Genomic DNA, 24,869 nt, shown 5'->3' on the forward strand with positions numbered 1-24,869 from the left:
ATGATCCAGGCTGATCTGACGATAATCCTGCCAGAGATTGTTCTGGCCGTATATGCGATGGCGGCGCTGTTGGCGGCTGTCTACACGACGAAAGACGGGCTGGCACCTTTGCTGGTCTGGACAACCGCTGGGTTGATGGCGTTGCTGGCGATTTGGATCGCGACCAACGGCGATGGTACCAATGTCGCGTTCAATGGCATGTTTGTCGATGACGGGTTCGCAAGGTTCTCAAAAGTGGCGATCCTGCTATCAGCAGCTGCCATTCTGGTGATGAGTCAGGAATATATGGCGCGTCGGGATCTGCTGCGGTTCGAATTCCCTCTGTTGGTTGCGCTGGCCGCTGTCGGCATGATGATGATGGTCAGTGCTGGCGATCTGATGTCGCTGTACATGGGGCTGGAGCTGCAGTCACTGTCGCTGTACGTCGTGGCCGCGCTGCGCCGGGACAGTGCCAAATCGACCGAGGCCGGTTTGAAGTACTTCGTGCTTGGTGCGCTGAGTTCGGGTTTGCTGCTGTACGGTGCCTCGCTGGTTTATGGGTTTACAGGCACCACGCTGTTCTCGGGTATCATCCAAACGGTTCAGGATGGTGAGATTTCGGTTGGCCTGCTGTTTGGTCTGGTGTTCCTGATCTCAGGACTGGCGTTCAAAGTGTCCGCCGTGCCATTCCACATGTGGACGCCGGATGTGTACGAAGGCTCGCCCACGCCAATCACCGCATTCTTTGCCACAGCGCCGAAAGTGGCTGCCATGGCTCTGTTCGCACGCGTGATGCACGACGCTTTTGGAGGCGTGATCAAGGACTGGCAACAGGTGATTGTCTTGCTTTCTGTTCTGTCGATGCTGCTGGGTGCGGTTGCAGCGATTGGCCAGCGTGACATCAAGCGGCTGATGGCGTTCTCGTCGATTGCCCATATGGGCTATGCGCTGATCGGACTGGCTGCGGGGACCGAGTTGGGCATCAAGGCTATGCTGATGTATCTGGCCATCTATGTGACGATGAATATCGGCACATTCGCTTTCATTCTGATGATGGAGCGGGACGGCAAACCGGTCACGGACATCGACGCCCTGCGCCAATATTCCAAACGCGAACCGGGCAAGGCGCTGGCGGTGCTGATCCTGATGTTCAGCCTGGCGGGCGTCCCACCAATGCTGGGCTTTTTCGCCAAATTCGGTGTCTGGCAGGCTGGCGTAAGCGCGGGCCTGACCGGGCTGGTGATCGCCTCAGCCATCGCCTCGGTCATCGGCGCGTTTTATTATCTGCGGATCGTGTTCTACATGTATTTCGGAGCTGAAAACGACGACCCGATCGAAACGCATTCTGCGCCGGTTCTGTGGGTTGCTCTAATGGGCTCTGCCGCTTTGATGCTGGTGGGTGTGTTCTATCAGTTCGGTATTGAAGGCGCGGCGGCAGCTGCGGCGGCCACTCTTGTCAATTGATCATCGTAACAAATCAAACTTGGGGGCTCGGTCAGCGGATCGGGCCTTTTTGACATGACAGACTGGCCACAGGGATACGGCCTGCACGTGCTGCAAGAGGTCGACAGCACATTGAACGAGGCCACCCGCATGGCCCCGACCACGACCGGTCCGGTTTGGATCATGGCGCATCACCAGACGGCGGCGCGTGGGCGGCGGGGTCGGGCGTGGGCCAATCCCAAGGGGAATCTGGCCGCGACCCTTTTGATGCGGCCACAGGGAAATCCGGAACAGGCCGCATTGCGCAGCTTTGTGGCTGCGCTGGCGCTGTTTGACGCCTGCGTTGCAGTGACCGGACGGGCGACGGGCTTGTCGCTCAAATGGCCCAACGATGTATTGCTGAACGGCGGCAAACTGGCGGGTATCCTGTTGGAAAGTACAGGGCAGGGGCGCGGCGTCTCGCACTTGTCCATAGGCATCGGCGTGAACCTGTCAGAGGCACCCGGAGCAGATCAAGTAGAACCCGGCGCCGTCCGACCGGTTTCCCTATTGTCCGAAGCTGGAGGCAACGTAACGCCCGAGGATTTCCTGACAGAACTTGCTGTCGCCTATGCCGGATACGAGAGTCAATTCGTGACTTACGGGTTTGAACCGATCCGGACCGCGTGGTTGGCCCGGGCTGCCAAGTTGGGTGAGGTCATCACCGCCCGTACCGCAGCGTCGGAAACGGTTGGAACCTTTGAAACGGTGGACGCAGGGGGCAACCTTGTCCTAAACACCGCCAAAGGCCGCGTCAGTATTCCGGCGGCGGATGTGTTTTTCTGAAGGAGGCTCAGATGCTTCTGGCAATTGATTGCGGCAACACGAACACTGTGTTCTCAATCTGGGACGGTGAAAGGTTTCTGTGCACCCTGCGCACATCGACCCACCACGCGCGCACGGCCGATGCTTACTTCACGTGGTATTCGACGCTGGTGAAACATTATGGGATCGAGGCTGAAATCACTGATGTGATCATCGCCTCGACCGTGCCGCGCGTTGTGTTCAACCTGCGGGTCTTTGCTGATCGGTTCTTTGGGTGTCGGCCGCTTGTCGTGGGCAAACCCGATTGCCTGTTGCCGATGAATCCGCGTGTTGACGAGGGGACAGTGCCCGGCCCGGATCGTCTGGCCAACGCGGTGGCTGCGTTTGACCGGCATGGCGGCAACGTGGTTGTTGTAGATTTTGGCACGGCGACGAACTTTGATGTGGTTGCGGCGGATGGGGCCTATGTCGGCGGGATCATTGCGCCGGGCGTAAACCTCAGCCTCGAGGCGTTGCACCAGGGCGCGGCTGCCCTGCCGCATATCGATATCACCCGCCCTGAAAATGTGATTGGCACGAATACGGTTGGCTGTATCCAATCCGGCGTGTATTGGGGCTATTCCGGATTGATCGAGGGGCTGATTTCCCGGATCAAGGCGGAATATGGAATGCCGATGAAAGTCGTTGGAACCGGTGGGCTCGCGCCGCTGTTCGATCAGGCGGACGTGGGGTTTGACGCAATCGAAGATGATCTGACGATGCACGGACTTACCGTGATACATCGCTATAACAAGGACAATGGCTCGACATGAGCAGCGAAAGATTGATCTACCTGCCGCTGGGCGGTGCCGGCGAAATTGGCATGAACGCCTATGTCTACGGCTATGGCAAACCCGGTCAGGAACGGCTGATCCTTGTGGATCTGGGCGTGACATTTCCGGACATGGACACCACCCCGGGCGTTGACCTGATCCATGCCGACATTTCTTGGCTGCGCGAACGTGCCGACCGGCTAGAAGCCGTGTTCGTCACCCACGCACACGAGGACCACGTGGGCGCTGTAGCGCATTGCTATGAGGCGCTGGGTGCGCCTGTCTACGCACGCGCCTTCACTGCCAACATCGCGCGCCGCAAGATGGAAGAGCACGGACACCCCGAGGATGCCGTGCATACTGCATCGGCCTGGCCCGAACAGATTTCCGTTGGTCCGTTCAAGGTGGGTTTCCTGCCGGTCTCGCATTCGATCCCCGAAAGCGCTGCCCTGGTGATCGACACGCCAGAGGGGCGGATCGTACATACCGGCGACTTCAAGCTGGATGAAAATCCGATCGTGGGTGAACCTTTTGACCCTAATCTCTGGGCTGAGGTTGCCAAGTCTGGCGTTAAAGCGCTGGTGTGTGACAGTACGAACGTGTTTTCCCCCCATGCGGGTCGTTCGGAATCCGAGGTCGGCCCCGAGATCACCAGGCTGGTTGAGGAAGCCAGCGGCATGGTTGTTGCCACCACATTTGCGTCGAATGTCGCACGTGTGAAAACACTGGCCGAGGCGGGTGAACGGGCGGGGCGCTCGGTCGTTCTGCTGGGTCGCGCGATGCGCCGGATGATTGAAGCCGCGACCGAAACGGGCATTCTGACCAGCTTTCCACGCGTCGTCAGCGCCGAAGAGGCTGTGGACATGCCACGCCAGAACCTGATGCTGATCGTCACCGGCAGCCAGGGTGAACGCCGCGCGGCCAGCGCGCAACTTGCGCGGGGCAAATACCGCGGTTTGGAACTGAAAGAGGGCGACCTGTTTCTCTTCTCCTCCAAAACCATCCCCGGCAACGAGCGCGGCGTGATTTTCATCATGAACCAGCTCAGTGAAAAGGGCGTAGATGTGGTCGATGACAGTGCGGGCCTGTATCACGTGTCCGGCCACGCCAACCGTCCGGATCTTGAGAAAGTACATGGGCTGATCGATCCGCAGATGATCATTCCGATGCACGGTGAACATCGCCACCTGCGCGAGCATGCCAAACTGGCCGAAGCTGGTGGGCGTACCGGTATTCTGGCCGTAAACGGCACCATGCTGGATCTGACAGGGAATGCGCCGCGGGTTGTCGACTATGTCGAAACCGGACGGACCTATCTGGACGGCACGGTCAAAGTTGGCGCCCTGGATGGGGTGGTGCGTGACCGGATTCGCATGGCGCTGAACGGGCACGTCACTGTCACGGTCATTCTGGACGAAGAGGACGAACCACTGGGCGAGCCGTGGTGCGATACGATGGGTCTGTCCGAGATTGGATCGTCCCGGGCTGCATTGGTTGAAGTTCTGGAAGAAGACCTGAATCAGTTTCTGATGCGGGCCGATGCCAAAACCCTGCGCGACGATGACAAACTGGAAGAGGCAATACGCCGGATCGTTCGCCAAACAGCAAAGACCGAGATTGGTAAAAAGCCCGAAGTCACCACGGTAATCAGCCGCATGAAATAACGTGTCTGAGGGCCACCGGCCCTCAGTCTGCTTCTGGCATGGGATAACCGCGAAGCTTGAGGAAAAGGCTTTCCTCCTGACTGTTCAGAAAGAACGGAACAGTTTCAGGGGGCGTTGGGTCTGTCACCCGAGCAGCGATTTCGGCCAGCACGACTTCTGTAATGAACGGCAGGTCGAATTCGCGCGCCCGGTCCAGCGGCACCCATTGCAGATGTGACAGCTCGTCCGAGGCGTGGCTGAAATCATCCAGATCGCCCTGGATTGCAGTGGCGTCTACCAGGAAAAAGCGTGCATCGAACCGGCGGGGTCGCCCAGGGGGGGTGACGGCACGAAAGACGAACTGAAGTGCTTGTGCCGATGGGCGGTATCCCATCTGCGCAAATGTCGCCCAATCTTCGGTCAGCGGACCGGTCCAATCGCCCGGTTGGCCCAAAATCAGTCCGGTTTCTTCCCAAAGCTCTCGGATCGCAGCCGCCGCCAAGGCATTCTGCAGCCCGGCTTGTGACCGTTCCGCAAGGCGATCACAGCACACGGCAGGCAGATCAGTTGACAGTGAAACATCCGCATCAGATGTATCGACAGCGCCGCCTGGGAAGACAAACTTGTTGGGCATGAACGCGGCTTTTGCGCCGCGTTGCCCCATCAGGATGGATGGATTGGTCAGACGATCCCGTAGGACAATGACTGTCGCCGCGTCGCGTATGGCTGTTTTGTCCACCGTCATCCGTTGCTCAACTTGTGGTCCAAGATCACGCGGACTGGCCAAAGCCGTGCATGCGACGAGCCCATTGATAGGCGACAACGGCCCCTTTCAATCGTGGCAGCAGGAATAGTGACAGGGCAGTACAGCCAATTGCCAAAACCAGGAACATCGTCAGGGGCTCAGGGCGCCAGTGGACATAAGACAAGTGAAGCGCCGGTGCCAGCAGGTGACCTACCAGAAGAATGGTCAGATAGGCCGGCCCGTCATCGGCGCGATGGTGAAACAGCTCTTGTCCGCAATTCGAACATTCGTTGTTAACCTTGAGGTAGCTGTGCAGCAGTTTGCCTTCGCCGCAATTTGGGCAACGGCAACGGAACCCTTTGACCAGTGCCGGCTTTGTCGGGCGGTCTTCTACATCGTGGGTTTCGATCGTCTGATCTGTCATGTTGATACTCGCGCGTTCCAATGATGAGGATATAACGCTTGTTTGTGGCTTCGGGAAAGGGGGTGCGTCGCTTTGCATCGCCAAGTCGTTTCCAAAAAAGTTTCACTTCCTGCGACGGAATGGGATGCCTGTCCCGTTTGAACCTATGTAAGCAGCGGCAATGGCGCCGCGAAAACAAGGGAAAAACGTTATGAAAAGCGCCAAATTCATTCCGGCAATCATTGTGTCCGCAGTGGCAATCACCGGCACATCTGTTTTCGCCGCAGGCGGTAAAGATCGCGAACCTGTGACCTTTCAACAGCTCGATGCGAACGGTGACGGGCAAGTGACCAAGGAAGAAATGCAGGCTCATCGGAATCAGCGTTTCACCATTGCCGACACCGATGGCGACGGCCAACTGAGCGTCGAAGAGATGCAGGCAGCAGGTCAAAAGAAGGCCAACGACCGTGTTACGAAGATGTTTGAACGCAACGATGCCAACAAGGACGGTTTTCTGAGCGAGGACGAGTTGCCCAAGCCGCGCCGTGCTGACAAGATGTTTGATCGGATCGACGCGAACGAGGACGGCGCTATCTCGGAAGAGGAATTTGCCGATGCAAAAGACAGAATGGGAAAGCGCCACAAGAAACATGGGAAAGCGGACTCTGACGACAGCTGATGCAGGATGGAGGACCTGACCTCTGCTCCGCAATACGTTCGCGGCGTGGATTACGCCGCGGACGAATTGGGCGACGATGTGTTGCTCAGGCAGTTTGCCGATGGCGATGCCGCGGCGGCGCGCGTTCTCACCGATCGGCTTGCGCCGCGCAGCCTATCAGTGGCCCTTCGGTTTCTGGGCAACCGCGCCGAGGCTGAAGATGTGACACAAGATGCGATGATGCGCCTGTGGCAGATGGCACCCGATTGGGTACCCGGTCAGGCCAAAGTATCGACATGGCTTTATCGCGTGACGCTAAATCTGTGTGTTGATCTGCGCCGTAAAAAAACGCCGGACCGGCTGGCGGATGTGCCAGAGCCAGCAGATGAAATGGCCAGTGCAGCCGACCGTCTACAGGACGCAGCCCGAAACGACGCGCTGCAAATTGCACTGTCACAACTGCCCGAACGTCAGCGACAAGCTGTTGTTTTGCGGCATATTGAAGAATTGCCCAACCCCGAAATCGCTGGGATCATGGGCATTTCGGTGGAAGCGGTGGAAAGCCTTACGGCACGAGGAAAACGGTCGTTAGCGGCGATTCTGGCCGGGCGACGTGATGAATTGGGGTACGACGATGACTGACGACAAAGACAATCTGGATCTGTTGTTCGCCCAAGCCCGGCAGGATCGGCAAGAGTTGCCGGATGATCTGGCCGTGCGCATTCTCACCGACGCGGAATCTGTTCGGCTGGGTCGCCTGAAGCCAGATGAGCCAAAGACAAACTCTCTGTGGGCGCGTCTGCTGGCCGGGTTTGGCGGCTGGCAGGGAATGGGCGGTTTGGTTGCAGCCAGTATGGCGGGCGTTTGGATCGGCTTTTCAGCACCGGCGTTTCTGCCTGATCCCGCCAATTACATCTACGCGCAGGATGTTAGTTTCGTGGTCGCTGACCTAAGTCTGGATACGAGTTTTCTGGAGGACGCCGAATGAGCGATAGCCCCAAACCCAAAAACCGCTGGATGTCGGTTCTACTGGTCATCTCGCTGGCCTTGAACCTGCTGATCGTCGGCGTTGCCCTGGGAACCGCACTGCGGGTCAAAGGTGGGGATCATGCAAAATCTCCGCCAGGTTTTGGTTCGGCGCTGTATCGTGCGCTGCCAAAAGAAGAACGCAAAGCGATGCGCGGTGAGCTTTTCGACCGTCACAAAAAGGGTGCACACAACCGATCCCAGGATTTTGCCCAACTCAGCACTGCTTTGCGGGCAAACCCCTTTGACGCTGCGGCGGTTCAAGTCCTGCTGGACCAACAAGCGCAGTCCATGGCGGACCTGCAGAACGCGCTGCAGCAAGAGTGGTTGGCCCGGGTTGAAGCCATGAGTGATGAAGAGCGTCTGGTCTATGCCGACCGGCTGGAAGAGGTCGTTAAACGAGGCCCGCGTGGCCACAAGAAAAAGGACTGAGGGTCTCAGGCAGCGCTCTGCCTGATCCTTACTTGATTGCGACCTGCCTTCTTGGCTGCATAAAGTGCAGTATCGGCGGATTTCAGCAACCGCTCCACCGGGTCACCAAGGGGCAGGGGCGGGTTCGGTGCAGTCAGGCCGATGCTGATGGTGACAGGCACGGCGGCCGAGGTATCGGGAAGCGAAAACGGTGCCTTGCTGATACAGTCACGCAGTGTCTTTGCTAGATCCATCGCCCCCGCCTGAGAGCTGTCGGGCAGGCCGATAATAAACTCCTCCCCTCCGATGCGCGCGACAAAACCGGCCGCGCCAACCGTGCACTTCATGCGTTTTGCGGCCTCGGTCAAAACCTGGTCGCCACTGACATGCCCAAAACGGTCGTTGATGGTTTTGAAATGATCCAGGTCTGCCAGCATGACAACAAAACCGTGACCAGATCGCGATGGCTGTCGCGCCATCTGATCCATGGCTTTCATTGCATAGCGACGGTTGTGCAACCCGGTCAGCGGATCGACCCACGACTCGGCCAGCCCACGCCTTAATGAGGCGCGTATTTGGTCCATTCGGGCCTTTCGCGCGATCTGGTTGTCCAGATGCAGTTGAACCTCTTCGACGTAGAACCCCCCCATGCAAACGGCGTCAGCGCCACGATCCAGCGCCTCGCTCGCCATTGTCGCGTTTTCATCGGCCAAGACGGCGATCAATACGGTATGCCGAGTTGCCCCCCGTGACTTCAGATCCGCCAACGCATTCAGCCCCGTGGCGGTCGTTCCTATTTCGACCAGAATCGCATCCGGTACCGGACCCGACAACAAGGCGCGCATGTTCGAAGCTGCATGTGTGCTTAGGCTGTGATGTGATCTCTCGGACAATGCGGTTTTCCACAATGTCCCGATCCGGCTGTTCTGAGTCAGTATGGCCACATGGGCCGATTTCGACGGCGTAATCAGCACGGTCGCGGGTTCTGCAAATCCGACTGGATGTGATCCGTCGCCCAGCTGAAGCTCTTGCGTGTCAGCGCGCGCGCGCAGCAGGCTGCGAATTCGCGCCAGAAGCAGGGTGTCCTTGAACGGGGCCGCCAACACGTCGTCCAACCCATCCGCCAATGCCTGCAACCTTGCCGCCTTGTCGTTCTGCGGTGCGATTGCAACGACCGGTACATCGGCCAGTTCCGGATGGGCCATCACCAGTCTTTTGACGTCCGCAGCCGAGCCATCGGGCAGCGTTTGTGCCACCAGCACCAGATCGGGGCGCGTACGACTTAGCAACCCGGCCAGCCCAAACAGCTTTTCAGCCTGAACCACGTGATACCACGCCGCCGTCAGCTGAACTTTTAGCATAATGCGATTGGTCGAAGTCCCGTCGAGGACAAGAATGGTTCCCTGCACGGACATATCTATCACCGTTGATTGCATGCGTTGCCAAAGTGTTTATGAGTCTGGTTAACAAACCCTTTCCAAGTGCATACCCGAGGCCTCTTTATGCCGATCACCGTCCAATCCGCCGAAACGCTTGCCCTGAACGTCCTTGGCTGGCTGGTCGGGAATGACGAATTGCTACCGATCTTTTTGGGCTCGACGGGCGCATCCACCGAGGACCTGCGGGTTCGCGCATCAGAGCCGGAGTTCCTGAATTCGGTTCTGGAATTCTTGATGCTTGACGATTCGTGGGTGATCGCCTTTTGTGACGCCAATTCCGTGCCCTATGACCTGCCGGGTCAGGCGCGAGCTGTTTTGTCCGGTGGCGACGTTCACTGGACCTGATTCAAATCACTGACAGGAGCATGTAATGCCCATCGATGCGATCTTGTTCGACAAGGACGGAACACTGTTTGACTTTGCGAACACATGGGGTGGTTTCGGGCGCAGCGTGTTGGAAAAGCTGTCAGACGGCGACCAAAAGCGGGCTGCTGAACTGGGCCAGGCCATCGGATTTGATCCGGTTTCGGAAGAATATGCTGACGACAGCATCGTGATTGCGGGGACCGTCGAAGAGATCGCCGAAGCTCTTGCACCCTATTTCCCGGATATGCCCAGCGATGAGCTGATCGACATTCTGAACACGGAATCGGCGACGGCGACACAGGCGCCGGCTGTTCCTCTGGTTCCCTTCCTCGATGCTTTGCGGCAGGCGGGTCTAAAACTGGGTGTAGCCACGAACGACGGAGAGATGCCTGCGCTGCAACATCTCGCCTCAGTCGGGATTCGCGACCACTTCGATTTTGTTGCTGGCTACGACAGCGGCCATGGGTTCAAACCCGGACCCGGGCAATTGATTGCCTTTGCGACCCATGTTGGTGTCGACCCGTCACGCGTGGCGATGGTGGGGGACAGCCTGCATGATCTGCAGGCCGGGCGTGCAGCGGGAATGACCACAATTGGGGTACTAACCGGGCTGGCCCCGGCCGAGGCACTTGCGCCGATGGCGGATGTCGTGCTGCCGGATATCGGTCACATTCCCGCCTGGTTGGCTGAAAACTGATCCAGCTTCGGCTGAATTCGACTGCCCAAGTAATAAAACCGACAAACCTTGTCGCAGATAGAGCGGCCACTGGGCCGACTTCTGGGCTTGCTTGATGAAAGCAAGTTCCGGAGGGTTCCAATGGCTGACACAGAGACTCGCAAACGGCGCGGAGGGGGACGGGCAGGTGCGGCGGCACGCAGGGGCAGCGCGGTGATCGACCAAATGCCGTGGAATCCGCCGATCAACATCGACAAACCCACCGAACCGTTGGATCAAGCTGGCATCGAAGCGATCCACGAGGGGGCCATGCGCATCCTCGAAGAGATCGGGATCGAGTTCTACAACGAAGAAGCGCTTGGTATCCTGAAAGAGGCGGGCTGTACGATCAATGGCGACAACGTTCGTATGGGTCGTGACTTTGTGATGGAAATGGTGGCCAAAGCGCCATCAAAGTTCACGATCACTCCGCGGAATCCTGACAAGACGATTGAGGTTGGTGGCAAAACCCTGCTTTTCGGGAACGTCTCCTCTCCGCCGAACTACTGGGATCTTGAGATCGGGACCAAGGTGGCCGGTAACCGTGAGATGTGCCGGAATCTGCTGAAGCTGACACAGTATTTCAACTGTATCCACTTTGCCGGGGGCTACCCGGTCGAGCCGGTCGATATCCACGCCAGCGTTCGGCATCTGGACGTTCTCTATGACAAGCTGACGCTGACCGACAAGGCAATGCATGCCTATTCGCTGGGCAAAGAACGGGTCGAGGACGTGATGGAAATGGTGCGGATCGCTGGGGGTCACAGCCATGAAGAGTTCGAAGCGACCCCGCGGATGTATACCAACATCAACTCGACCTCACCGTTGAAACACGACCACCCGATGATTGACGGCTGCCTGCGTCTTGCGCGGCGCGGGCAGGCGATTGTCGTAACGCCGTTCACACTTGCTGGTGCGATGGCGCCAGTCACGATGGCGGGCGCGGTTGCGCAATCCCTGGCCGAGGCATTGTGCGCAATTGCGCTGTTCCAATATGTCCGGCCCGGAATTCCCTGTGTTATCGGGACGTTCACGTCCAACGTTGACATGAAATCTGGCGCACCTGCGTTTGGAACGCCCGAATATATGCGCTCAACCCAGATGACCGGCCAAATGGCGCGCTACTATGGCTTGCCCATGCGGTCGTCAGGTGTGTGTGCGGCAAACGTGCCGGATGGGCAATCGGTGTGGGAGACATCGAACTCGCTTTGGGCTGCGGTGCAGTCGGGTAGTAACATGGTGTATCACGCGGCCGGGTGGCTTGAGGGCGGGCTGATTGCTAGCCCCGAAAAATTCATCATGGATTGCGAAATTCTGCAGCAAATCCAGCGATACATGCAGCCCGAGATCACAGCGACAGGCCCGGACGAAATCGCGCTGGATGCAATCAAGGCCGTTGGGAACGATGGCCATTTCTTTGGTATTCAGCACACCCAGGACCGCTACACGACCGCGTTCTATCAGCCGTTCCTAAGCGATTGGAAAAATTACGAAGGCTGGGACGTTGCAGGTGGTATCTGGACGGCCGAGCGCGCCCACCACATGTTCAAGGAAATCGTAACCAGCTTTGAGCCCCCGCCGATAGATGACGGGATTCGTGAAGAGCTGGAGGATTTTGTTGCCCGCCGAAAGGACGAGGGTGGCGCGCCGACGGATTTCTAATGTAACAACAATAACTTCCAGATTGAGACTCTGTCGGATAGTCATCCACGCATCGTGTTTTTTGGGTATTTGTTAAGGATTATCTGAGCAGATTGGGGTGTAACCAATTTGGGGCATCTCATGCATGGTCTGATCAATCGGGCAATACAGTCATTTGTTTGCGCGACCTATGGACAACCCTGCTGGCAGCGGGTGACCGAGGCCGCGGGCCTGGGTTTTTCCGAGTTTGAGGCAATGCTGCTTTATGACGACGCCATGACCGCGCAGGTTTTGGACGCGCTAAGTGCTGACTTGAATCGCCCACGGGCCGAGATACTGGAAGATCTTGGAACCTATTTGGTGTCGCACCCGAATATGGAAGGTTTGCGCCGACTGCTTCGATTCGGCGGTGTGACATATGTCGAGTTTTTGCACTCACTGGATGACCTGTCAGACCGTGCCCGACTAGCGGTTTCGGATCTGCGCCTGCCGATGCTGGAGCTGCAAGAGGTGTCACCAGCAGAGTATCGTCTGCACTGCTATTCTGGCCTGCCGGGCTATTCCAGCGTGATGGTGGGCGTATTGCGGGCCATAGCGGATGACTATGGTGCATTGGCCATGCTGTCGCATGAAGGGGCGCAGGGCGAGGCTGAAGTCATCACAATCGTCCTCGTGGAAAGTGCCTTTGCCGAAGGGCGTCATTTCGATCTTGGGGCGCGCAAGTCATGATGCAAGCCTCTGAACTCTCGGCTCTTTTGGACACGTTGTGCCCCATGTTCGTGATGGTGGACAACAAAGGCAGGATCGTAAACGCGGGACCAACGCTGCAAAAGCTTCGCCCGGACCATCCGATGCGGGGTCGCGGTTTTCTGGACGTTTTTGAACTGGTAAGACCACGAGCAGTGACAACGATTTCCGCGCTGCTGTCTCTGCCCGGTGGCAAGGTGCATCTGAAGTTTCACGACGAACCCCGGACCGCGCTGACGGGGCTGGTCGCTCCTTTGCCAAAGGAGAGCGGGGCAATCATCAACCTGTCCTTCGGGATTTCTATCCTGGACGCTGTTCGTGACTATGCTCTGACCAGCGCGGATTTCTCTGGCACGGATCTGTCGATTGAACTGCTGTATCTGGTTGAGGCGAAAACAGCCGCGATGGAGGCGTCGCGCTCACTGAACCTGCGGCTGCAGGGGGCCATGTTGGCCGCTGAAGAGCAGGCGGTGACAGACATGTTGACCGGGTTGAAAAACCGCCGCGCGATGGACGTGGTCCTTGGCCACCTGATCTCGGGCAATTGCGCCTTTGCGCTTATGCATTTGGACTTGGACTTCTTCAAAAGTGTCAACGACCGCCTTGGCCATGCGGCGGGGGACTTTGTGTTGCAACAGGCTGCGTGCATAATGGAGGAAGAGACCCGAAATGAGGACACGGTCGCTCGGGTCGGTGGTGATGAGTTTGTAATAATTTTTAAAGGTCTGGTCGACGAAAATGTCCTCTCTGACATAGCAGGACGCCTGATCAGTCGGCTATGCCAACCCATGATGTTTCAGGGTGCCCCGTGTAGGATTTCGGCAAGCATCGGAACGGCCTTGTCCACGCAGTTCGGCAATCCGGAAGCGGCAGAGCTGCTGAATGCAGCCGATCAGGCGCTGTACGAGGCAAAGCGGCAGGGACGGTCGCGGCATTGTCTGTTCTCGGAGCTTGCGGCCTATGGGTTGAAATCGGCCAGTTCGCAATAACATCTGATCCCACGCGGTCAGTTATTTAGGCTAATCCTGCGTAAAAGCACGCGTCAGAGTTCTCGCAATATGGCGTTTGATTGGGGGAAGCTCTCCGACAACCGGCATCACGTGCCCATTGAACCGCGCTCGCTCTAGCTCCTGTGGCACGTCCTCCAAAACATGCCCGCCCGTGCAAGCAAAGAAGGGCAGGCACAGAGATTGATCGCCAGCCCCGGTCGCGGCTTCAGCAATGGACGGGGCCTCTTCCACAAACCCGACGCGGATGGATTGGAAGGTCACGCACCCGGCCAATTCCTTAGAAAATTCAATGGCGACAGCTGATGGGTTGCGGCTGCGACCCGATCCGTGTGCAGCCAGAACCAGATCGGTTTTGTCCGCGTCCCACCCCTTGCTCAACAGCGTATCCTGCAACGCGCCCGCAGCCAAAGCGGGGAGTTTAGAGTCAACGCCCAGCGGGTCCAGAATTCGGATATTTCTATCACCCAGACGCTTGGGCAGCGCACGTGTCACGAACCACCCCTTGGCCATGAAAAGGGGATAGATGACAGTGTCGTCGGGCAGTTCATCCAAACGAGCCTCCAGCATTCCAGGCGCAGCAAGTGTAGCTGATTGAACGCTGACGCCATCGCAATACGCATCGACCTCTGCCGCATAGGAAGCTAGCGCCGCTTCAGCAGGGGCCGGGTCCGAGGGTTGGCCGTGGGCGACGATCAGGGCGTGCGGCATTTAGGAGTATCCTGTGGCTTTTCAGTTAGGTGTGTCCGGCTGGTGCAAAGTCAATCCATGGGACGTCACGCTATCCTAATAATGTCAGCCAAAGCCAGACTGTCAGGATCGAGACGCCGGTTCCGACCAGAACGGACGAGGCCGCGACCCGTTTTGCGCGTCCGTACATATTGGCAAAGATGTAAGCATTGAAACCGGGCGCCATCGCTGCTGTCAGCACGCCCGAGCGGAACAGGTCCTGCGGCAGACCAACTGTTGAGCCGAATAACCAGACAAGACTGGGATGCAGCATCAGTGATATCGCGCAAACAAAGGCGATGGCGCGCAGGTCGCCTTCGGGCTTGTATTTCACCAGCACTCCGCCAAGCGCGAACAGCGCCCCGGGCAGGGCGGCGCGGGTCACAAGGCCCAGGGCTTCGTCCACGACCGCAGGTATGCCAATACCAGTCAGGTTCACTGCAAAACCCAGCGCGATGCCAAGGATTAGTGCATTGCGGAACATGGCCGACAAGATGGATTTGACCATGCGGGGACCGCCCTGGCCGCGATTTCGAATAACCTCCATCACCGTGATGCCAACGCCGTAGCAAAAGGGCGAATGGAAGGCGATGATCGCATAGTTGCCGGTCAGGTTTTCGGGGCCATAGGCGCGTTCGGTAATCGGCAGTCCCAATAGGACAGAGTTTGAGAACAGACAGCAAAACCCTATGGCGACGCAATCTTCCCAATCCCGGCCAAAGATAAACCGTGCACCGAACAGACCGGCCGTGAAGCATAATCCAGCTGCTGAGTAGAAGCTGACCAGAAGCCGAGGATCAAAACTGGCACTCAGATCCAGATGCGAGATTGCAAGGAACAGCAGGCATGGGATTGCAAAGCCCTGGGTGAACTTCATCAATCCATCGATGTGAATTTCCTTGAAATACCCCAACCGGGTCGAGGCATAACCTGCTCCGATCACAAGGAAAACCGGTAGAATGACGTCGATCAGACTTTGAAGCATAGCACCGCTTTGCAGGCTGGGCCGACGCAGAATTGCTGCGTCTCAGGTCGGTTGCGTGGGGTCTTAGAGCGCCTGATGGATCACCATTCCGTCATAGGCAGGGGTGATGTTGTCGGCGGTTTCCGCGTCAACCGTGGCATAGTCCAGATCGATATGCATGTTGGTCAGGACCGCGTGCTTGGGGTTCAGTTGTTCGATCCAGCCCAGCGTCCTTTCCAAATGCGCATGGGTCGGGTGAGGTTTCCGACGCAGCGCGTCGATGACCAGGCAATCCAACCCTTCCATCATCGGCCAGGCCTCTTCGTAGATTTCCGCCACATCCGGCAGGTACGCCAAGTTACCCATCCGGAAACCAAGCGAGTCGATCGAGCCGTGGTTGACCTTGAATGGATGGAACGGAATCGGGCCGCCGGGGCCGTCTACCTCGAACGGGCCGTCGATGGACTTCAGGTCAAGGATTGGCGGATAGGGCGAGCCTTCGGGCTGGACAAAGGCGTAACCGAACCGTCCCAGCAAGGCGTTCTGCGTGTCGCCATCTGCCCACACGGGCACTCGCTCGCGCATGTTGAACACGATCATACGCAGGTCATCGATGCCGTGAACATGATCCGCGTGCGAATGGGTGTAGATCACTCCATCCAGCCGCCCGGTCCCGCTGTCGAGCAATTGGCTGCGCATGTCGGGGGAGGTGTCGATCAGCACCGAGGTTGTACCGTCCGGGCCGTCCCGTTCCACCAGCATTGAACAGCGGCGACGGATGTTTTTGGGGTTCTTGGGGTCGCAATCGCCCCAATGCCCGCCCAGCCGGGGGACGCCGCCGGATGATCCGCAGCCAAGGATGGTGCATCGCAATTCGGTCATGCAGCCGCCTTGTAGGTCGCTGCTTTGGTGAACAACCGGTCAAAATTTGCCTGCGTATGGGCAGCAAAATCGGCGTAGTCCATCCCAAACACCTCGGCCCCTTTGCGCGCAGTGTGGGCGGTATAGGCGGGCTCGTTCCGTTTGCCGCGATACGGGGGGGGGGCCAGGTATGGCGCGTCGGTTTCAACAAGGATGCGGTCGACCGGGGCGCTGGCAAAGATATCGCGAAGCTCTTGGCTTTTGGGAAAGGCCGCGATGCCGGACATCGACAAGTAGAACCCCAGTTCAAGGGCGGCTTTGGCCAGTTCGGCAGAAGATGAAAAGCAGTGCATCACGCAGGAATAGGGCGCGTTGCGGTGTTCCTGGGCCAGAATGCGGGCCATGTCGTCATCGGCGGCACGGGCGTGAATGATCAAAGGCAGGCCAGTGCGTTGGGCAGCCTCAATATGCACCCGCAAGGATTGCTTCTGCACCGCTGCGCTGTCGGCGGTATAGTGATAATCCAGCCCGGTTTCGCCGATACCTACAAATTTGGGGTGCCGGGACAAGGCGACGAGTTCATCGACCGATGCCATCGGCTCATCAGCGGCACTCATCGGGTGCGTTCCAGCCGCGTAGAAGACCGGCGCGTGGGTTTCGGCGATGGCGCGGACGGTTGGTTCGTTCCGCAAGCGGGTGCAAATTGTTACCATGCGGGTCACGCCAGCCTCGGCAGCATTGGCCACGATCTGATCCAGCTGACCTTCGAAATCGGGGAAGTCCAGATGGCAATGGCTGTCGGTGATTTCGGGCGTATTGCTCATCTGCTCTGACCGGCGGTTTCCTGTATCTTGAACACCGTATCTAGGACCAGAGCGGCAGGGTCAAGGTTCACCGCCTGCCCATGACGCGCACGTGCGGTGATCACTGCAGCGACCTCTGCCCATTTGCGGGCCTGCTGCGGTGAGGCAGACAGGCGGGCAAGGGTTTCTGCCTCGTTCGGAGCGGCCTCGGGCATCGGGGCCGCGCCGGTTGCACCGGTCAGCGCAAGCCGGGACAGGGCGACGTCGATCAACGTCAGTAACAGTTCAAACCGCTCGGCCGCGCCACGTTGGGCAGCAGCCTCGGCCAAGGCAAGCGCGCGCTGACGGTCCATTCGGGGCAGGGTGCCCAGAATGGCGATCAGCTCGGCGTAAATCTCAAGCCCGCCCAGGTTTATCAGGCGCACCGCATCACCCACGGACCCGGCAGCCAGTGCAGCCAAATGATCCGCTTGTCCCGGCATTTCTGTGCCGGTCTGCATCAGCGCGGCTTCCATATTCTCAGATCCCAGCGGAGACAGGCGCAGTGTCCGGCACCGCGACCGGATTGTCGGCAACAGACGCGACGGCTGGTGCGAGATCAGCAGCAGGGTGGTGCGGGCCGGGGGCTCCTCGAGCATTTTCAACAGCGCGTTGGCGGCGCTGACATTCATCTCATCTGCGGCATCCACGATCACAACGCGGCGTCCACCGTCAGTCGAGGAAAGGCCGAAAAACTTGCCAAGCTTGCGGATATCATCAACCACAATCTCACTACGCAACCGCCCCTGATCATTCAGAGATCGGGTAATTGCCGCCAAGCCGGGCTCGGCCCCAGCCTGAATACGGTGCGCGACGGGGTGTTCCGGATCGATCTCAAGGCTATCGGGCGGTGGCGGTGCGCCAAACAGCCCATCCTCCTCGGTCGGAGGCGTTGCCAGTAGAAACCGTGCGATCCGCCAGGCCAGCGTCGCCTTGCCAACGCCACGTGGACCGGTAATCAACCAGCCGTGGTGCAGACGTTCCGAGGTGTAGGCGCTCAGAAAAGCCTGTTCCGCCGCGTCCTGACCAAACAGGCGCAGTGTCTCGCGCGGGTGTGGGGCACCAGGTGCCTGATCCGGGGTTGGGGTGTCGTCGCTCATCTATCGTCTATCGCAAAGCTTGCAGAACGATATCTGTCACATCCTGTGCAACCCTGTCCATGTCCCGGTTGCCATCAACCACGCGGAAACGGTCGGAAAATTCATCCGCGAGGGCCAGAAACCCCGCACGCATCTGCTGCTGCAGATCCAGACCAAAATCTTCGAACCGTTCTTCTGTTCCCTGACGCCCCTTTGCGCGGGACAGGCCGGTTTCGGGGTCCATGTCGATCAAGACGGTTAGATCGGGTTCGCGTCCGATCATCAGGTCGTGCAGCTGATCGACCAAACCGCGTAGATCGCCGCGCGACAGGCCCTGATACATGCGGGTACTGTCAGCGAAACGGTCACAGATCACAACTTTGCCTTCGGCCAGCGCGGGCCTGATCGTGCGTTCCAGATGATCACGGCGCGCAGCAGTGAACAGCAAAATTTCCGTTTCCGCTGACCAGCGATCCGGGTCGCCTTCCAGAACGAGGCTTCGGATTTCTTCAGCGCCTGCGGACCCTCCGGGTTCGCGGGTCAGAACCACATCGTGACCGAGGCCGCGCAAATGATCTGCAAGCATGCGCGCTTGTGATGATTTCCCAGACCCGTCAATGCCTTCGAAGGTCAGAAACAACCCAACCTTCGTCACATTGCCTCCAGCGGATTGCCGATCACGTCTTCCAGAACAATACCGCCTACGGTTTTTATGCGCACGACAAACCCGCCAACAGGCACGTCTTTGGCCGCGAACAGTGGGCGGCGGATTTCCGGCAAGCCTTCTGGTGTGATCACCAGCTCAGCCAGTTTTTGCCCTTCTTCCACAGGCGCGTTGATCGGACCTTCATAGACGACTTCGGCCTCAACATTCTTGTCATTGAGAACAGGGAACAACAGGGTCAGATCCCCTTCGGGCACCAGCCCAACAGTTTTTTCGGCGCCCATCCAAATCTGGGCTTCGGCTATTGGCGTTTCGGCGTCGGCAATGGTCCTCTCGACAAAATTGCGAAACGACCAGTTAACCACGGCCTCAGCCTCCTCTGCGCGGCGGGCGGTGCTGTCGAGACCAGTCAGAACAAAGACCACACGACGGTCGCCCTGCTTGGCCGAACCGACAAGGCCATAGCCTGCCTCTTGCGTGTGTCCGGTTTTCAGGCCGTCGGCCCCGATCCCCAGTTTCAGCAGAGGGTTGCGGTTGCGTTTGTTCGACGGCGCACGGCCATCAAATTCAAACTCTTCTTCAGCGAACAGAGGGTAGTATTCGGGGAAGTCGCTGATCAGCCGGTTGGCCAATACGGCAAGGTCATGGACCGACATCATGTGGCCTGCCGCCGGCCATCCGTTCGAGTTGGCGAAGTTCGAGTTGTCCATGCCCATCTGCTTGGCGCGCTGTGTCATGTAGCGGGCAAACCCGGCCTCGGTCCCATCAGGGCTTAGCGCCTCGGCAATCACCACGCATGCGTCGTTACCAGACAATACGATGATGCCACGCAGCAGATCCTCGACGCTGACACGATCCTGCGTGTTCAGGAACATGGTCGAGCCACCATAGCTCATGGCGTGCTCCGACACGGGCAAAGTTTCACCCAGGGTCAGGCGGCCATCGCGCAGCGCCTCAAACGCGACGTAGAGCGTCATCAGTTTGGACATCGACGCAGGCGGCAGGGGCTGGTCGGCTTCTTTTGACAGCAGAACCGTTCCGGTCGTCTGATCGATCACATAGGCCGCGCGGGCGGTTGTGTCGAAAGCGTGTGCGGGCAGGGCAATCAGCGCCAGCCCGAGGGTCAAAACAGATGATCGCAGTGAGGACAGCATGGGGGCCTCCTTTGTTTCAGTTTTTGACGGTGAACGCGTCGTTAAAGCCCAAGTCTTTGACATCGCGTTGCATGGCATTGCGTTCCGAACGCGACGTTGCTGGGCCGACCAGGACCCTCCAGACCGTTTTGCCGTCCGAGGTCAGTTCTCGCACTTCGGCAGGCATTCCGTTGCGGCGGATCTTGTTGGCAGCGCTTTTGGCGTTGGTTTCAACCCCGAAAGTGCCGACCTGAACAAACGGCTTTGACAAAGACGACACCGTGGCCGCGGAGGCTACCGATGCGTCGGCGGTTGTGGCAGAGGGGGTGTTGACCGGTGTGGGTTCGGCTGCGTCAATCGCCGCAGCCGCGCCCGCGATCGGGTCCAGCGGCGTTTCGGTGATTTCATCGGGCTTCTTCTTTTGCCACCATTTACGTTTGGCTGGTTGTTCAGTCGGGGGGGTAACCTCAGGGTCCACCAGTGAAGCCGATGCTGCTTCTGCCGTCGTTTCGACCACCTCAGTCGCTGTGTCGGTCGCCGTATCGGTTGCGGCATCAGCGGCCACGGCCGCTGCAGTCGCGGTACCGGCCGCCGCGGCAGGTTTTTTGCGCTGCCACCATTTGGGCTTGGCCGGTTTTTCAGTCTCTGTAGCGGATTCGACCGCCTCGGTGGCTGTTTCCGCCGCTGTGTCGGTTGCCGTGTCGGTCTCGGCATCTGTGGCTACAACAGCCGCAGTCGCGGCACCGGCCGCTGCAGCAGGTTTTTTGCGTTGCCACCACTTGAGCTTGGCTGGCTGTTCAGCTTCCGCGGCCTCATTTTCGGCGATGACGGTCTTGGACTCATCCGCTGCTGCGGTTTGGGTTTCTTCGACAGGGGTCTCTTCGGCTGCGGGCTTTTCTTCGACCGGCTCAGGCTTCGGTTCGGGCGCCTTGCGACGCAGGGCGACGACATCAACATTTGTAGGTGCACCAGCCAGAATACCCAGCTTTTCGGCCGCAGCAGAGGAAAGCTGCAGTTCGGGTCCCGGCAGGTTTCGCTCGCGGCGGAACAGCGCGGCAGTGACCGTTTTGTTGTTCTTGGGATTTTTGACGCGCACACGTTCGGGCTGTGTCACATCCGGGTGGGCAACCCAAATGCCCCCCAATGACGGGCGGCCGTCCCATAAGCCTGGCTCAGACAGCTGAAACACCTCAGGGGCTTCGACATCATCTTTCGGGCTACCGTCAGGAATGGGGAAAAGGTCGGTCCGGCCGTCTGCTTGGGTATCAGAACTTTGGCTATCTGCTGAGACATTGTCGGGGGAAAGCACCTCATCGCAACCAGCCAAAACCACGGACATAACGGCCAAAGCCGCTAACGCTCGCGGATGTGCGCGTGTCTCTGTCGCTCGCTTCATCTTGTCATCCCTTGCCTGATTGGGCCTCGTTTCCCGAGACCCGCTGCCGATTGCTGGTTCTGTATTGCCAGCCTGCTTCGGTCTTTCCTGCGGATCATAACGCGGCCAAAGTGTCATGGAAAGACCGCAGCAGGCGCTTCGGCAAGAATTCCCTATTTGGTCTTGCCACCGGTTCGCTATGGCCTTAGACCCGGCCCCACGCGGGGAGGTGGCAGAGTGGTCGAATGCGGCGGTCTTGAAAACCGTTGAACGTGAGAGCGTTCCCAGGGTTCGAATCCCTGTCTCCCCGCCACTCATACCCGTCTCAGTTTAGTTGTGTTTTCTGACCCGGAATTGTGCCGCAATTCCCGCGAGTTGGAGCATGCGCTTTCAATCAGAGGCAGAGCAGACCGTACACTCAGAGCGCACTTCCGGCGGCAGTCTCAGTGGCGCATTTCGGCGGGGTCGCTTTGGGCGGGATTTCCCTGATAAGCGGCGATTTACACGGAATATTCGTTGAACAGGTCTGAGTTCCGTCATTTCTCATATCGGAACTGCATGTTTTTCAGAGGTTTATGTTGCAAATTCCCTAAAAGGTGGAACAGGGAATTTTCTCGTGGGAACAGAGAATTGTGCTGACGGATCAGGGAGGGCGAACCTTGTATCAGGGACGCCGGATCTGGAGGTGTCAGAAACCGAGCTGTCGCTCCTGTTCGGTCCAATCAAGTGGGTGGGTCTTGCTGACCAGACGCTTGAGTGTGAGTTCGGGCGGCTGGGTGCCGTCGAGAATCGCGGCCTGAATCTTCGGTGAGAGAAAGGCGAGCTGAGCGCGGGTACGGATAAAGGCGCCGGGGACGCTTTCGCGGCGTGCGATCTCCATCAGTTGAACTCCGGCTTTTAGATCGCGCGCCCAGCCATGGGCGCGGACCAGCATGGACCGGAGGTGGGCATCAGGTTGGGGTGCCATATCTCCGGCGATGACCTTGGCCTCGACGCCGCGGCGGCGCAGACCGAAAGATGCGGTGACGTGGGTGAGATCCGGGTGCAGATGGTCCGCAGCAATGCCAACTGCACTTGCCAGAGTTTTGGGGTTCAATTCGAGGTCGATCTGACCTGGTGCAATTTTGCCTTTGGCCAGAAGAGCAGCGCCGACCTGACCGGCTTGGCGTTGAAGCCGGGTTACTAAATCCGCAACTGAAGTCTGTACCGCCTCCGCTGACCCGGCCTCCGGCTGCGCCAGTACCTGATGCGCGGCGGCGGCGTCTTGCAGATGTCTAACGATGACATCAATGACTGCGTGCTCCAGCGCCGGGCCGGGCAGTCGCCAGCCGGAGGTATCCTTGCCGCCCGAGATCAGTCGATTGGAGATGTAGTAGCGCAACCGTCGGCCTGTGCGCGTGGTGTGGGTTGGCGTCAACCGATCACCAGTTTCGTCCTGCAGCAGACCGGTGAGCCAGGCCCCGGGGTCAGTGGAGTGTTGACACGCATGGGAGCCGTCGCGTGCTCGGGAACGATTGGAGGCCTGCCGCATTTTCTCCTGCACCTGGTCCCAAACGCCCTGGTCGATGATCGCCGGGTGTTGTCCGTTCCAGATCTTATCCTTGTGGCGGACTTTTCCGAGATAAACCGGGTTGCGCAGCAGGTAATAAATCTGGCCGCGTGACAACGGAAAATCCCCCTTCACACTGCCATCTGTCCGAATGACCCGTTTTGACCGGAGGCCTTCTGCTGTTGCCCGTTCTTCTACTTTGCGCAGACAACCCAGTTCCTCATAAAGACCAAAGAGAAGCCGGACCGTTCTGGCCTCCTCTTCATCTACCACCAGCGTTCTTGCCTTCGGATCGGGGTGGCGGTCATAACCAAGGGGCAGGTTACCACCCATCCAGAGCCCTTTTTTCTTGGAGGCGGCAATCTTGTCACGAATACGTTCCGCAGTGACTTCCCGTTCGAACTGGGCAAAGGACAACAACACATTGAGGGTCAGCCGGCCCATGGACGATGAGGTGTTGAAGGCCTGTGTAACCGAGACAAAAGAACAGTTCGCCTTCTCCAACCGTTCGACCAGCTTGGAGAAATCGGCGAGCGATCGGGTCAGCCGGTCGATCGTGTAAACCACAACCATGTCGATACGCCCGGCATCGATCTCTTCAAGAAGACGCTGAAGGGCAGGGCGCTCTAGGGTGCCGCCCGACAGGCCACCGTCATCGTAGCGGACTGGCAATAAGGTCCAGCCTTCATGTCGCTGGCTGGCGATATAGGCTGCGCAGGCCTCATATTGCGCGTCCAGGGAATTAAAGTCCTGATCCAGACCATCTTCTGAGGACTTGCGCGTGTATATGGCGCATCGGATTTTGCGGCGCGGGCTCATTTGGCCCCCTTGCTGCTGAGCCTAAAGAAACGCGGCCCTGACCAATGCGCGCCGGTAATCTCTCGGGCGATGGCGGAGAGCGAGCGATAGGACCGACCGTTCCAAGTGAAGCCGTTCCCTGTCACATCGACCATATGGGTCACGCCATTCCACTCGCGCAGCAAGCGCCCACCGGGTTTTAGGGTAGGACAGGCAGGCCGGGGCTTCTTCTCAGCGCCCTTGTCCAGCGTGGCTTTGACCTGCCGGGGTAGCCCGCCATGACGGCGGAACTGCATCTCAAAGGCGATAAAACGGCGCAGGAAGGGTTGGCTGAGCATGGCCGGGGTGGGTTGATCAAACAGTTGTTGCCAAATCGTGACCAGATCCGATCGACCCATGGCGGCGAGATCGGCGACATCGCTAGTCGTGGTCATGACTCTTCTCCTGTTCCCACCGTCAGGTGATATGTGGAAGGCCCATGTGGTTTGTCGGATGTCCGCCGTTCAATTGTGACGCCTTTCTTCCGCAGACTGCTTAGAGCCGCTCGGACCGAATGAGATTGCCACCCTGTTGTTTTGCAGAACGCCTCAAGGCTGGCGCTACTCGGGCGGCGCAACAAGGCTTGTACCTTGTCAATTTTGGTTTGTTTGGATTTGGACATGTATTGTCTCCTCTGATCTTGGGTCAGCGAGATGCCGAACCCCGGTACCGAGGAGCGCCCGAATGGCTCGGGCGTAGAACCAGTGATGCGTGGTTTATAGCAACAGTCCAGCCCTTTCTTGAGCAGCCTCAGAAGGGGTGTGTTTTGCAGGGCGCTGCTGCTGTACCCCCGATTATTCGTCAACAATCTTAATTGGTTACGATTTGGTTACTTTTGGTTTCGGGGTTGCGTCTCGTATTGATGACACCTACATTTGGCTCAATCGCCCGGACTATCAGGGCGGGAAACTGCTCCCGCAGGCAGCACTCATTGGAAACACAGGTTTCCGCAGAGAGCATTCGAAGGGGCAACGAACCGGATCGATTGGTCCGGAGA

Annotated in this window: 27 protein-coding genes and 1 tRNA gene; 14 read left to right on the forward strand and 14 right to left on the reverse strand. The window is 58.5% G+C overall.

Annotated elements, in window-relative coordinates; all coding sequences use genetic code 11:
* From nuoN to AC2FJF_RS08225, 4 genes are read left to right on the forward strand one after another with little or no spacing between them, the layout of a single operon-like run.
* Positions 1-1,443, forward strand: coding sequence for an NADH-quinone oxidoreductase subunit NuoN (gene nuoN, locus AC2FJF_RS08210; protein WP_496724503.1), 1,443 nt, complete (start codon positions 1-3; stop codon positions 1,441-1,443).
* Positions 1,444-1,497: 54 nt separating this feature from the next.
* Positions 1,498-2,247 (forward strand): biotin--[acetyl-CoA-carboxylase] ligase, encoded by a 750-nt coding sequence (locus AC2FJF_RS08215; RefSeq protein ID WP_496724505.1) that lies wholly within the window; start codon positions 1,498-1,500, stop codon positions 2,245-2,247.
* A gap of 11 nt (positions 2,248-2,258) precedes the next feature.
* A complete protein-coding gene (locus AC2FJF_RS08220) occupies positions 2,259-3,038 on the forward strand; it encodes a type III pantothenate kinase (RefSeq protein WP_058274409.1) in 780 nt (259 codons plus the stop codon).
* Positions 3,035-4,702: a ribonuclease J gene (locus AC2FJF_RS08225; protein WP_496724507.1), complete on the forward strand. Its 1,668-nt coding sequence runs from the start codon at positions 3,035-3,037 to the stop codon at positions 4,700-4,702. The genes AC2FJF_RS08220 and AC2FJF_RS08225 overlap by 4 nt, the downstream gene beginning before the upstream one ends.
* A 22-nt stretch (positions 4,703-4,724) precedes the next feature.
* On the opposite strand, the gene AC2FJF_RS08230 is transcribed toward AC2FJF_RS08225, so the two are convergent.
* Both AC2FJF_RS08230 and AC2FJF_RS08235 read right to left on the reverse strand, forming a co-directional pair.
* Positions 4,725-5,426 (reverse strand): NUDIX hydrolase, encoded by a 702-nt coding sequence (locus AC2FJF_RS08230; protein WP_496724509.1) that lies wholly within the window; start codon positions 5,424-5,426, stop codon positions 4,725-4,727.
* Positions 5,427-5,451: 25 nt separating this feature from the next.
* Complete coding sequence (locus tag AC2FJF_RS08235; protein WP_058279642.1) at positions 5,452-5,850, reverse strand: DUF983 domain-containing protein; 399 nt, start codon at positions 5,848-5,850, stop codon at positions 5,452-5,454.
* A gap of 190 nt (positions 5,851-6,040) precedes the next feature.
* Here AC2FJF_RS08235 and AC2FJF_RS08240 point away from each other — a divergent pair, with 190 nt between their 5' ends.
* The 4 genes from AC2FJF_RS08240 to AC2FJF_RS08255 are packed head-to-tail and all read left to right on the forward strand — an operon-like array spanning position 6,041 to position 7,945.
* The gene (locus AC2FJF_RS08240) at positions 6,041-6,508 is read left to right on the forward strand and encodes an EF-hand domain-containing protein (RefSeq protein ID WP_496724511.1); all 468 of its coding nucleotides are present in this window, start codon (positions 6,041-6,043) and stop codon (positions 6,506-6,508) included.
* 6 nt (positions 6,509-6,514) lie between these two features.
* Positions 6,515-7,129: an RNA polymerase sigma factor gene (locus AC2FJF_RS08245; RefSeq protein WP_496724513.1), complete on the forward strand. Its 615-nt coding sequence runs from the start codon at positions 6,515-6,517 to the stop codon at positions 7,127-7,129.
* Positions 7,122-7,475 (forward strand): hypothetical protein, encoded by a 354-nt coding sequence (locus AC2FJF_RS08250; RefSeq protein WP_496724514.1) that lies wholly within the window; start codon positions 7,122-7,124, stop codon positions 7,473-7,475. The genes AC2FJF_RS08245 and AC2FJF_RS08250 overlap by 8 nt, the downstream gene beginning before the upstream one ends.
* Positions 7,472-7,945, forward strand: coding sequence for a periplasmic heavy metal sensor (locus tag AC2FJF_RS08255; protein ID WP_496724516.1), 474 nt, complete (start codon positions 7,472-7,474; stop codon positions 7,943-7,945). Before AC2FJF_RS08250 ends, AC2FJF_RS08255 begins: the two co-directional genes overlap by 4 nt.
* Before the next feature lie 5 nt (positions 7,946-7,950).
* Here AC2FJF_RS08255 and AC2FJF_RS08260 read toward each other — a convergent pair whose 3' ends face one another.
* Positions 7,951-9,339, reverse strand: coding sequence for a diguanylate cyclase (locus tag AC2FJF_RS08260; protein WP_496724518.1), 1,389 nt, complete (start codon positions 9,337-9,339; stop codon positions 7,951-7,953).
* An 87-nt stretch (positions 9,340-9,426) separates the two neighbouring features.
* Here AC2FJF_RS08260 and AC2FJF_RS08265 point away from each other — a divergent pair, with 87 nt between their 5' ends.
* From AC2FJF_RS08265 to AC2FJF_RS08285, 5 genes are all read left to right on the forward strand, one after another.
* Positions 9,427-9,708 (forward strand): DUF3572 domain-containing protein, encoded by a 282-nt coding sequence (locus tag AC2FJF_RS08265; RefSeq protein WP_496724520.1) that lies wholly within the window; start codon positions 9,427-9,429, stop codon positions 9,706-9,708.
* Between the two features lie 25 nt (positions 9,709-9,733).
* On the forward strand, positions 9,734-10,426 hold the full coding sequence (locus AC2FJF_RS08270; RefSeq protein WP_496724522.1) for an HAD family hydrolase: 693 nt from the start codon (positions 9,734-9,736) through the stop codon (positions 10,424-10,426).
* A gap of 120 nt (positions 10,427-10,546) precedes the next feature.
* Entirely contained in the window at positions 10,547-12,106 is a 1,560-nt protein-coding gene (locus tag AC2FJF_RS08275; protein WP_496724524.1) for a trimethylamine methyltransferase family protein, read from the forward strand.
* A 120-nt stretch (positions 12,107-12,226) separates the two neighbouring features.
* The gene (locus AC2FJF_RS08280) at positions 12,227-12,814 is read left to right on the forward strand and encodes a heme NO-binding domain-containing protein (protein WP_496724526.1); all 588 of its coding nucleotides are present in this window, start codon (positions 12,227-12,229) and stop codon (positions 12,812-12,814) included.
* Positions 12,811-13,821, forward strand: a complete 1,011-nt coding sequence (locus AC2FJF_RS08285) for a diguanylate cyclase domain-containing protein (RefSeq protein ID WP_496724528.1) — start codon at positions 12,811-12,813, stop codon at positions 13,819-13,821. The genes AC2FJF_RS08280 and AC2FJF_RS08285 overlap by 4 nt, the downstream gene beginning before the upstream one ends.
* 30 nt (positions 13,822-13,851) lie before the next feature.
* Here AC2FJF_RS08285 and AC2FJF_RS08290 read toward each other — a convergent pair whose 3' ends face one another.
* From AC2FJF_RS08290 to AC2FJF_RS08325, 8 genes are all read right to left on the reverse strand, one after another.
* The gene (locus AC2FJF_RS08290) at positions 13,852-14,550 is read right to left on the reverse strand and encodes a CbiX/SirB N-terminal domain-containing protein (RefSeq protein WP_496724530.1); all 699 of its coding nucleotides are present in this window, start codon (positions 14,548-14,550) and stop codon (positions 13,852-13,854) included.
* A gap of 70 nt (positions 14,551-14,620) precedes the next feature.
* Entirely contained in the window at positions 14,621-15,553 is a 933-nt protein-coding gene (locus tag AC2FJF_RS08295; RefSeq protein ID WP_496724532.1) for an AEC family transporter, read from the reverse strand.
* 63 nt (positions 15,554-15,616) lie between these two features.
* A complete protein-coding gene (locus tag AC2FJF_RS08300; protein WP_496724534.1) occupies positions 15,617-16,414 on the reverse strand; it encodes an MBL fold metallo-hydrolase in 798 nt (265 codons plus the stop codon).
* Complete coding sequence (locus AC2FJF_RS08305; protein ID WP_472723325.1) at positions 16,411-17,217, reverse strand: TatD family hydrolase; 807 nt, start codon at positions 17,215-17,217, stop codon at positions 16,411-16,413. The genes AC2FJF_RS08300 and AC2FJF_RS08305 overlap by 4 nt, the downstream gene beginning before the upstream one ends.
* Positions 17,214-18,335: a DNA polymerase III subunit delta' gene (locus AC2FJF_RS08310; RefSeq protein ID WP_496724536.1), complete on the reverse strand. Its 1,122-nt coding sequence runs from the start codon at positions 18,333-18,335 to the stop codon at positions 17,214-17,216. The genes AC2FJF_RS08305 and AC2FJF_RS08310 overlap by 4 nt, the downstream gene beginning before the upstream one ends.
* Positions 18,336-18,342: 7 nt before the next feature.
* Entirely contained in the window at positions 18,343-18,969 is a 627-nt protein-coding gene (tmk, locus tag AC2FJF_RS08315) for a dTMP kinase (protein WP_496724538.1), read from the reverse strand.
* The gene (locus AC2FJF_RS08320) at positions 18,966-20,132 is read right to left on the reverse strand and encodes a D-alanyl-D-alanine carboxypeptidase family protein (protein WP_496724540.1); all 1,167 of its coding nucleotides are present in this window, start codon (positions 20,130-20,132) and stop codon (positions 18,966-18,968) included. Before AC2FJF_RS08320 ends, tmk begins: the two co-directional genes overlap by 4 nt.
* 16 nt (positions 20,133-20,148) lie before the next feature.
* Positions 20,149-21,507, reverse strand: a complete 1,359-nt coding sequence (locus AC2FJF_RS08325) for an SPOR domain-containing protein (protein WP_496724542.1) — start codon at positions 21,505-21,507, stop codon at positions 20,149-20,151.
* Positions 21,508-21,709: 202 nt separating this feature from the next.
* Between AC2FJF_RS08325 and AC2FJF_RS08330 the strand changes: the two genes are divergently transcribed.
* Positions 21,710-21,799 (forward strand) — tRNA-Ser (locus tag AC2FJF_RS08330).
* A 375-nt stretch (positions 21,800-22,174) separates the two neighbouring features.
* On the opposite strand, the gene AC2FJF_RS08335 is transcribed toward AC2FJF_RS08330, so the two are convergent.
* The 3 genes from AC2FJF_RS08335 to AC2FJF_RS08345 are packed head-to-tail and all read right to left on the reverse strand — an operon-like array spanning position 22,175 to position 24,494.
* Positions 22,175-23,854: a recombinase family protein gene (locus AC2FJF_RS08335; protein WP_496724544.1), complete on the reverse strand. Its 1,680-nt coding sequence runs from the start codon at positions 23,852-23,854 to the stop codon at positions 22,175-22,177.
* Complete coding sequence (locus AC2FJF_RS08340) at positions 23,851-24,267, reverse strand: DUF2924 domain-containing protein (RefSeq protein WP_496724546.1); 417 nt, start codon at positions 24,265-24,267, stop codon at positions 23,851-23,853. Before AC2FJF_RS08340 ends, AC2FJF_RS08335 begins: the two co-directional genes overlap by 4 nt.
* Positions 24,264-24,494: a DUF3489 domain-containing protein gene (locus AC2FJF_RS08345; RefSeq protein WP_496724548.1), complete on the reverse strand. Its 231-nt coding sequence runs from the start codon at positions 24,492-24,494 to the stop codon at positions 24,264-24,266. Before AC2FJF_RS08345 ends, AC2FJF_RS08340 begins: the two co-directional genes overlap by 4 nt.
* Between the last annotated feature and the right edge of the window lie 375 nt (positions 24,495-24,869).

This window comes from Ruegeria sp. CDSB013 (genome assembly GCF_059611165.1).

Coding starts and splice junctions, on each gene's coding strand:
- AC2FJF_RS08335 (WP_496724544.1), bottom strand. CDS start 23,854: ATGAGCCCGCGCCGCAAAATCCGATGCGCCATATACACGCGCAAGTCC.
- AC2FJF_RS08240 (WP_496724511.1), top strand. CDS start 6,041: ATGAAAAGCGCCAAATTCATTCCGGCAATCATTGTGTCCGCAGTGGCA.
- AC2FJF_RS08295 (WP_496724532.1), bottom strand. CDS start 15,553: ATGCTTCAAAGTCTGATCGACGTCATTCTACCGGTTTTCCTTGTGATC.
- AC2FJF_RS08260 (WP_496724518.1), bottom strand. CDS start 9,339: ATGTCCGTGCAGGGAACCATTCTTGTCCTCGACGGGACTTCGACCAAT.
- AC2FJF_RS08325 (WP_496724542.1), bottom strand. CDS start 21,507: ATGAAGCGAGCGACAGAGACACGCGCACATCCGCGAGCGTTAGCGGCT.
- AC2FJF_RS08320 (WP_496724540.1), bottom strand. CDS start 20,132: ATGCTGTCCTCACTGCGATCATCTGTTTTGACCCTCGGGCTGGCGCTG.
- AC2FJF_RS08305 (WP_472723325.1), bottom strand. CDS start 17,217: ATGAGCAATACGCCCGAAATCACCGACAGCCATTGCCATCTGGACTTC.
- AC2FJF_RS08245 (WP_496724513.1), top strand. CDS start 6,515: ATGGAGGACCTGACCTCTGCTCCGCAATACGTTCGCGGCGTGGATTAC.
- AC2FJF_RS08270 (WP_496724522.1), top strand. CDS start 9,734: ATGCCCATCGATGCGATCTTGTTCGACAAGGACGGAACACTGTTTGAC.
- AC2FJF_RS08290 (WP_496724530.1), bottom strand. CDS start 14,550: ATGCCGCACGCCCTGATCGTCGCCCACGGCCAACCCTCGGACCCGGCC.
- AC2FJF_RS08340 (WP_496724546.1), bottom strand. CDS start 24,267: ATGACCACGACTAGCGATGTCGCCGATCTCGCCGCCATGGGTCGATCG.
- AC2FJF_RS08275 (WP_496724524.1), top strand. CDS start 10,547: ATGGCTGACACAGAGACTCGCAAACGGCGCGGAGGGGGACGGGCAGGT.
- AC2FJF_RS08310 (WP_496724536.1), bottom strand. CDS start 18,335: ATGAGCGACGACACCCCAACCCCGGATCAGGCACCTGGTGCCCCACAC.
- AC2FJF_RS08215 (WP_496724505.1), top strand. CDS start 1,498: ATGACAGACTGGCCACAGGGATACGGCCTGCACGTGCTGCAAGAGGTC.
- AC2FJF_RS08230 (WP_496724509.1), bottom strand. CDS start 5,426: ATGACGGTGGACAAAACAGCCATACGCGACGCGGCGACAGTCATTGTC.
- AC2FJF_RS08255 (WP_496724516.1), top strand. CDS start 7,472: ATGAGCGATAGCCCCAAACCCAAAAACCGCTGGATGTCGGTTCTACTG.
- AC2FJF_RS08285 (WP_496724528.1), top strand. CDS start 12,811: ATGATGCAAGCCTCTGAACTCTCGGCTCTTTTGGACACGTTGTGCCCC.
- AC2FJF_RS08250 (WP_496724514.1), top strand. CDS start 7,122: ATGACTGACGACAAAGACAATCTGGATCTGTTGTTCGCCCAAGCCCGG.
- AC2FJF_RS08265 (WP_496724520.1), top strand. CDS start 9,427: ATGCCGATCACCGTCCAATCCGCCGAAACGCTTGCCCTGAACGTCCTT.
- AC2FJF_RS08300 (WP_496724534.1), bottom strand. CDS start 16,414: ATGACCGAATTGCGATGCACCATCCTTGGCTGCGGATCATCCGGCGGC.
- AC2FJF_RS08220 (WP_058274409.1), top strand. CDS start 2,259: ATGCTTCTGGCAATTGATTGCGGCAACACGAACACTGTGTTCTCAATC.
- AC2FJF_RS08225 (WP_496724507.1), top strand. CDS start 3,035: ATGAGCAGCGAAAGATTGATCTACCTGCCGCTGGGCGGTGCCGGCGAA.
- AC2FJF_RS08235 (WP_058279642.1), bottom strand. CDS start 5,850: ATGACAGATCAGACGATCGAAACCCACGATGTAGAAGACCGCCCGACA.
- AC2FJF_RS08345 (WP_496724548.1), bottom strand. CDS start 24,494: ATGTCCAAATCCAAACAAACCAAAATTGACAAGGTACAAGCCTTGTTG.
- AC2FJF_RS08280 (WP_496724526.1), top strand. CDS start 12,227: ATGCATGGTCTGATCAATCGGGCAATACAGTCATTTGTTTGCGCGACC.
- nuoN (WP_496724503.1), top strand. CDS start 1: ATGATCCAGGCTGATCTGACGATAATCCTGCCAGAGATTGTTCTGGCC.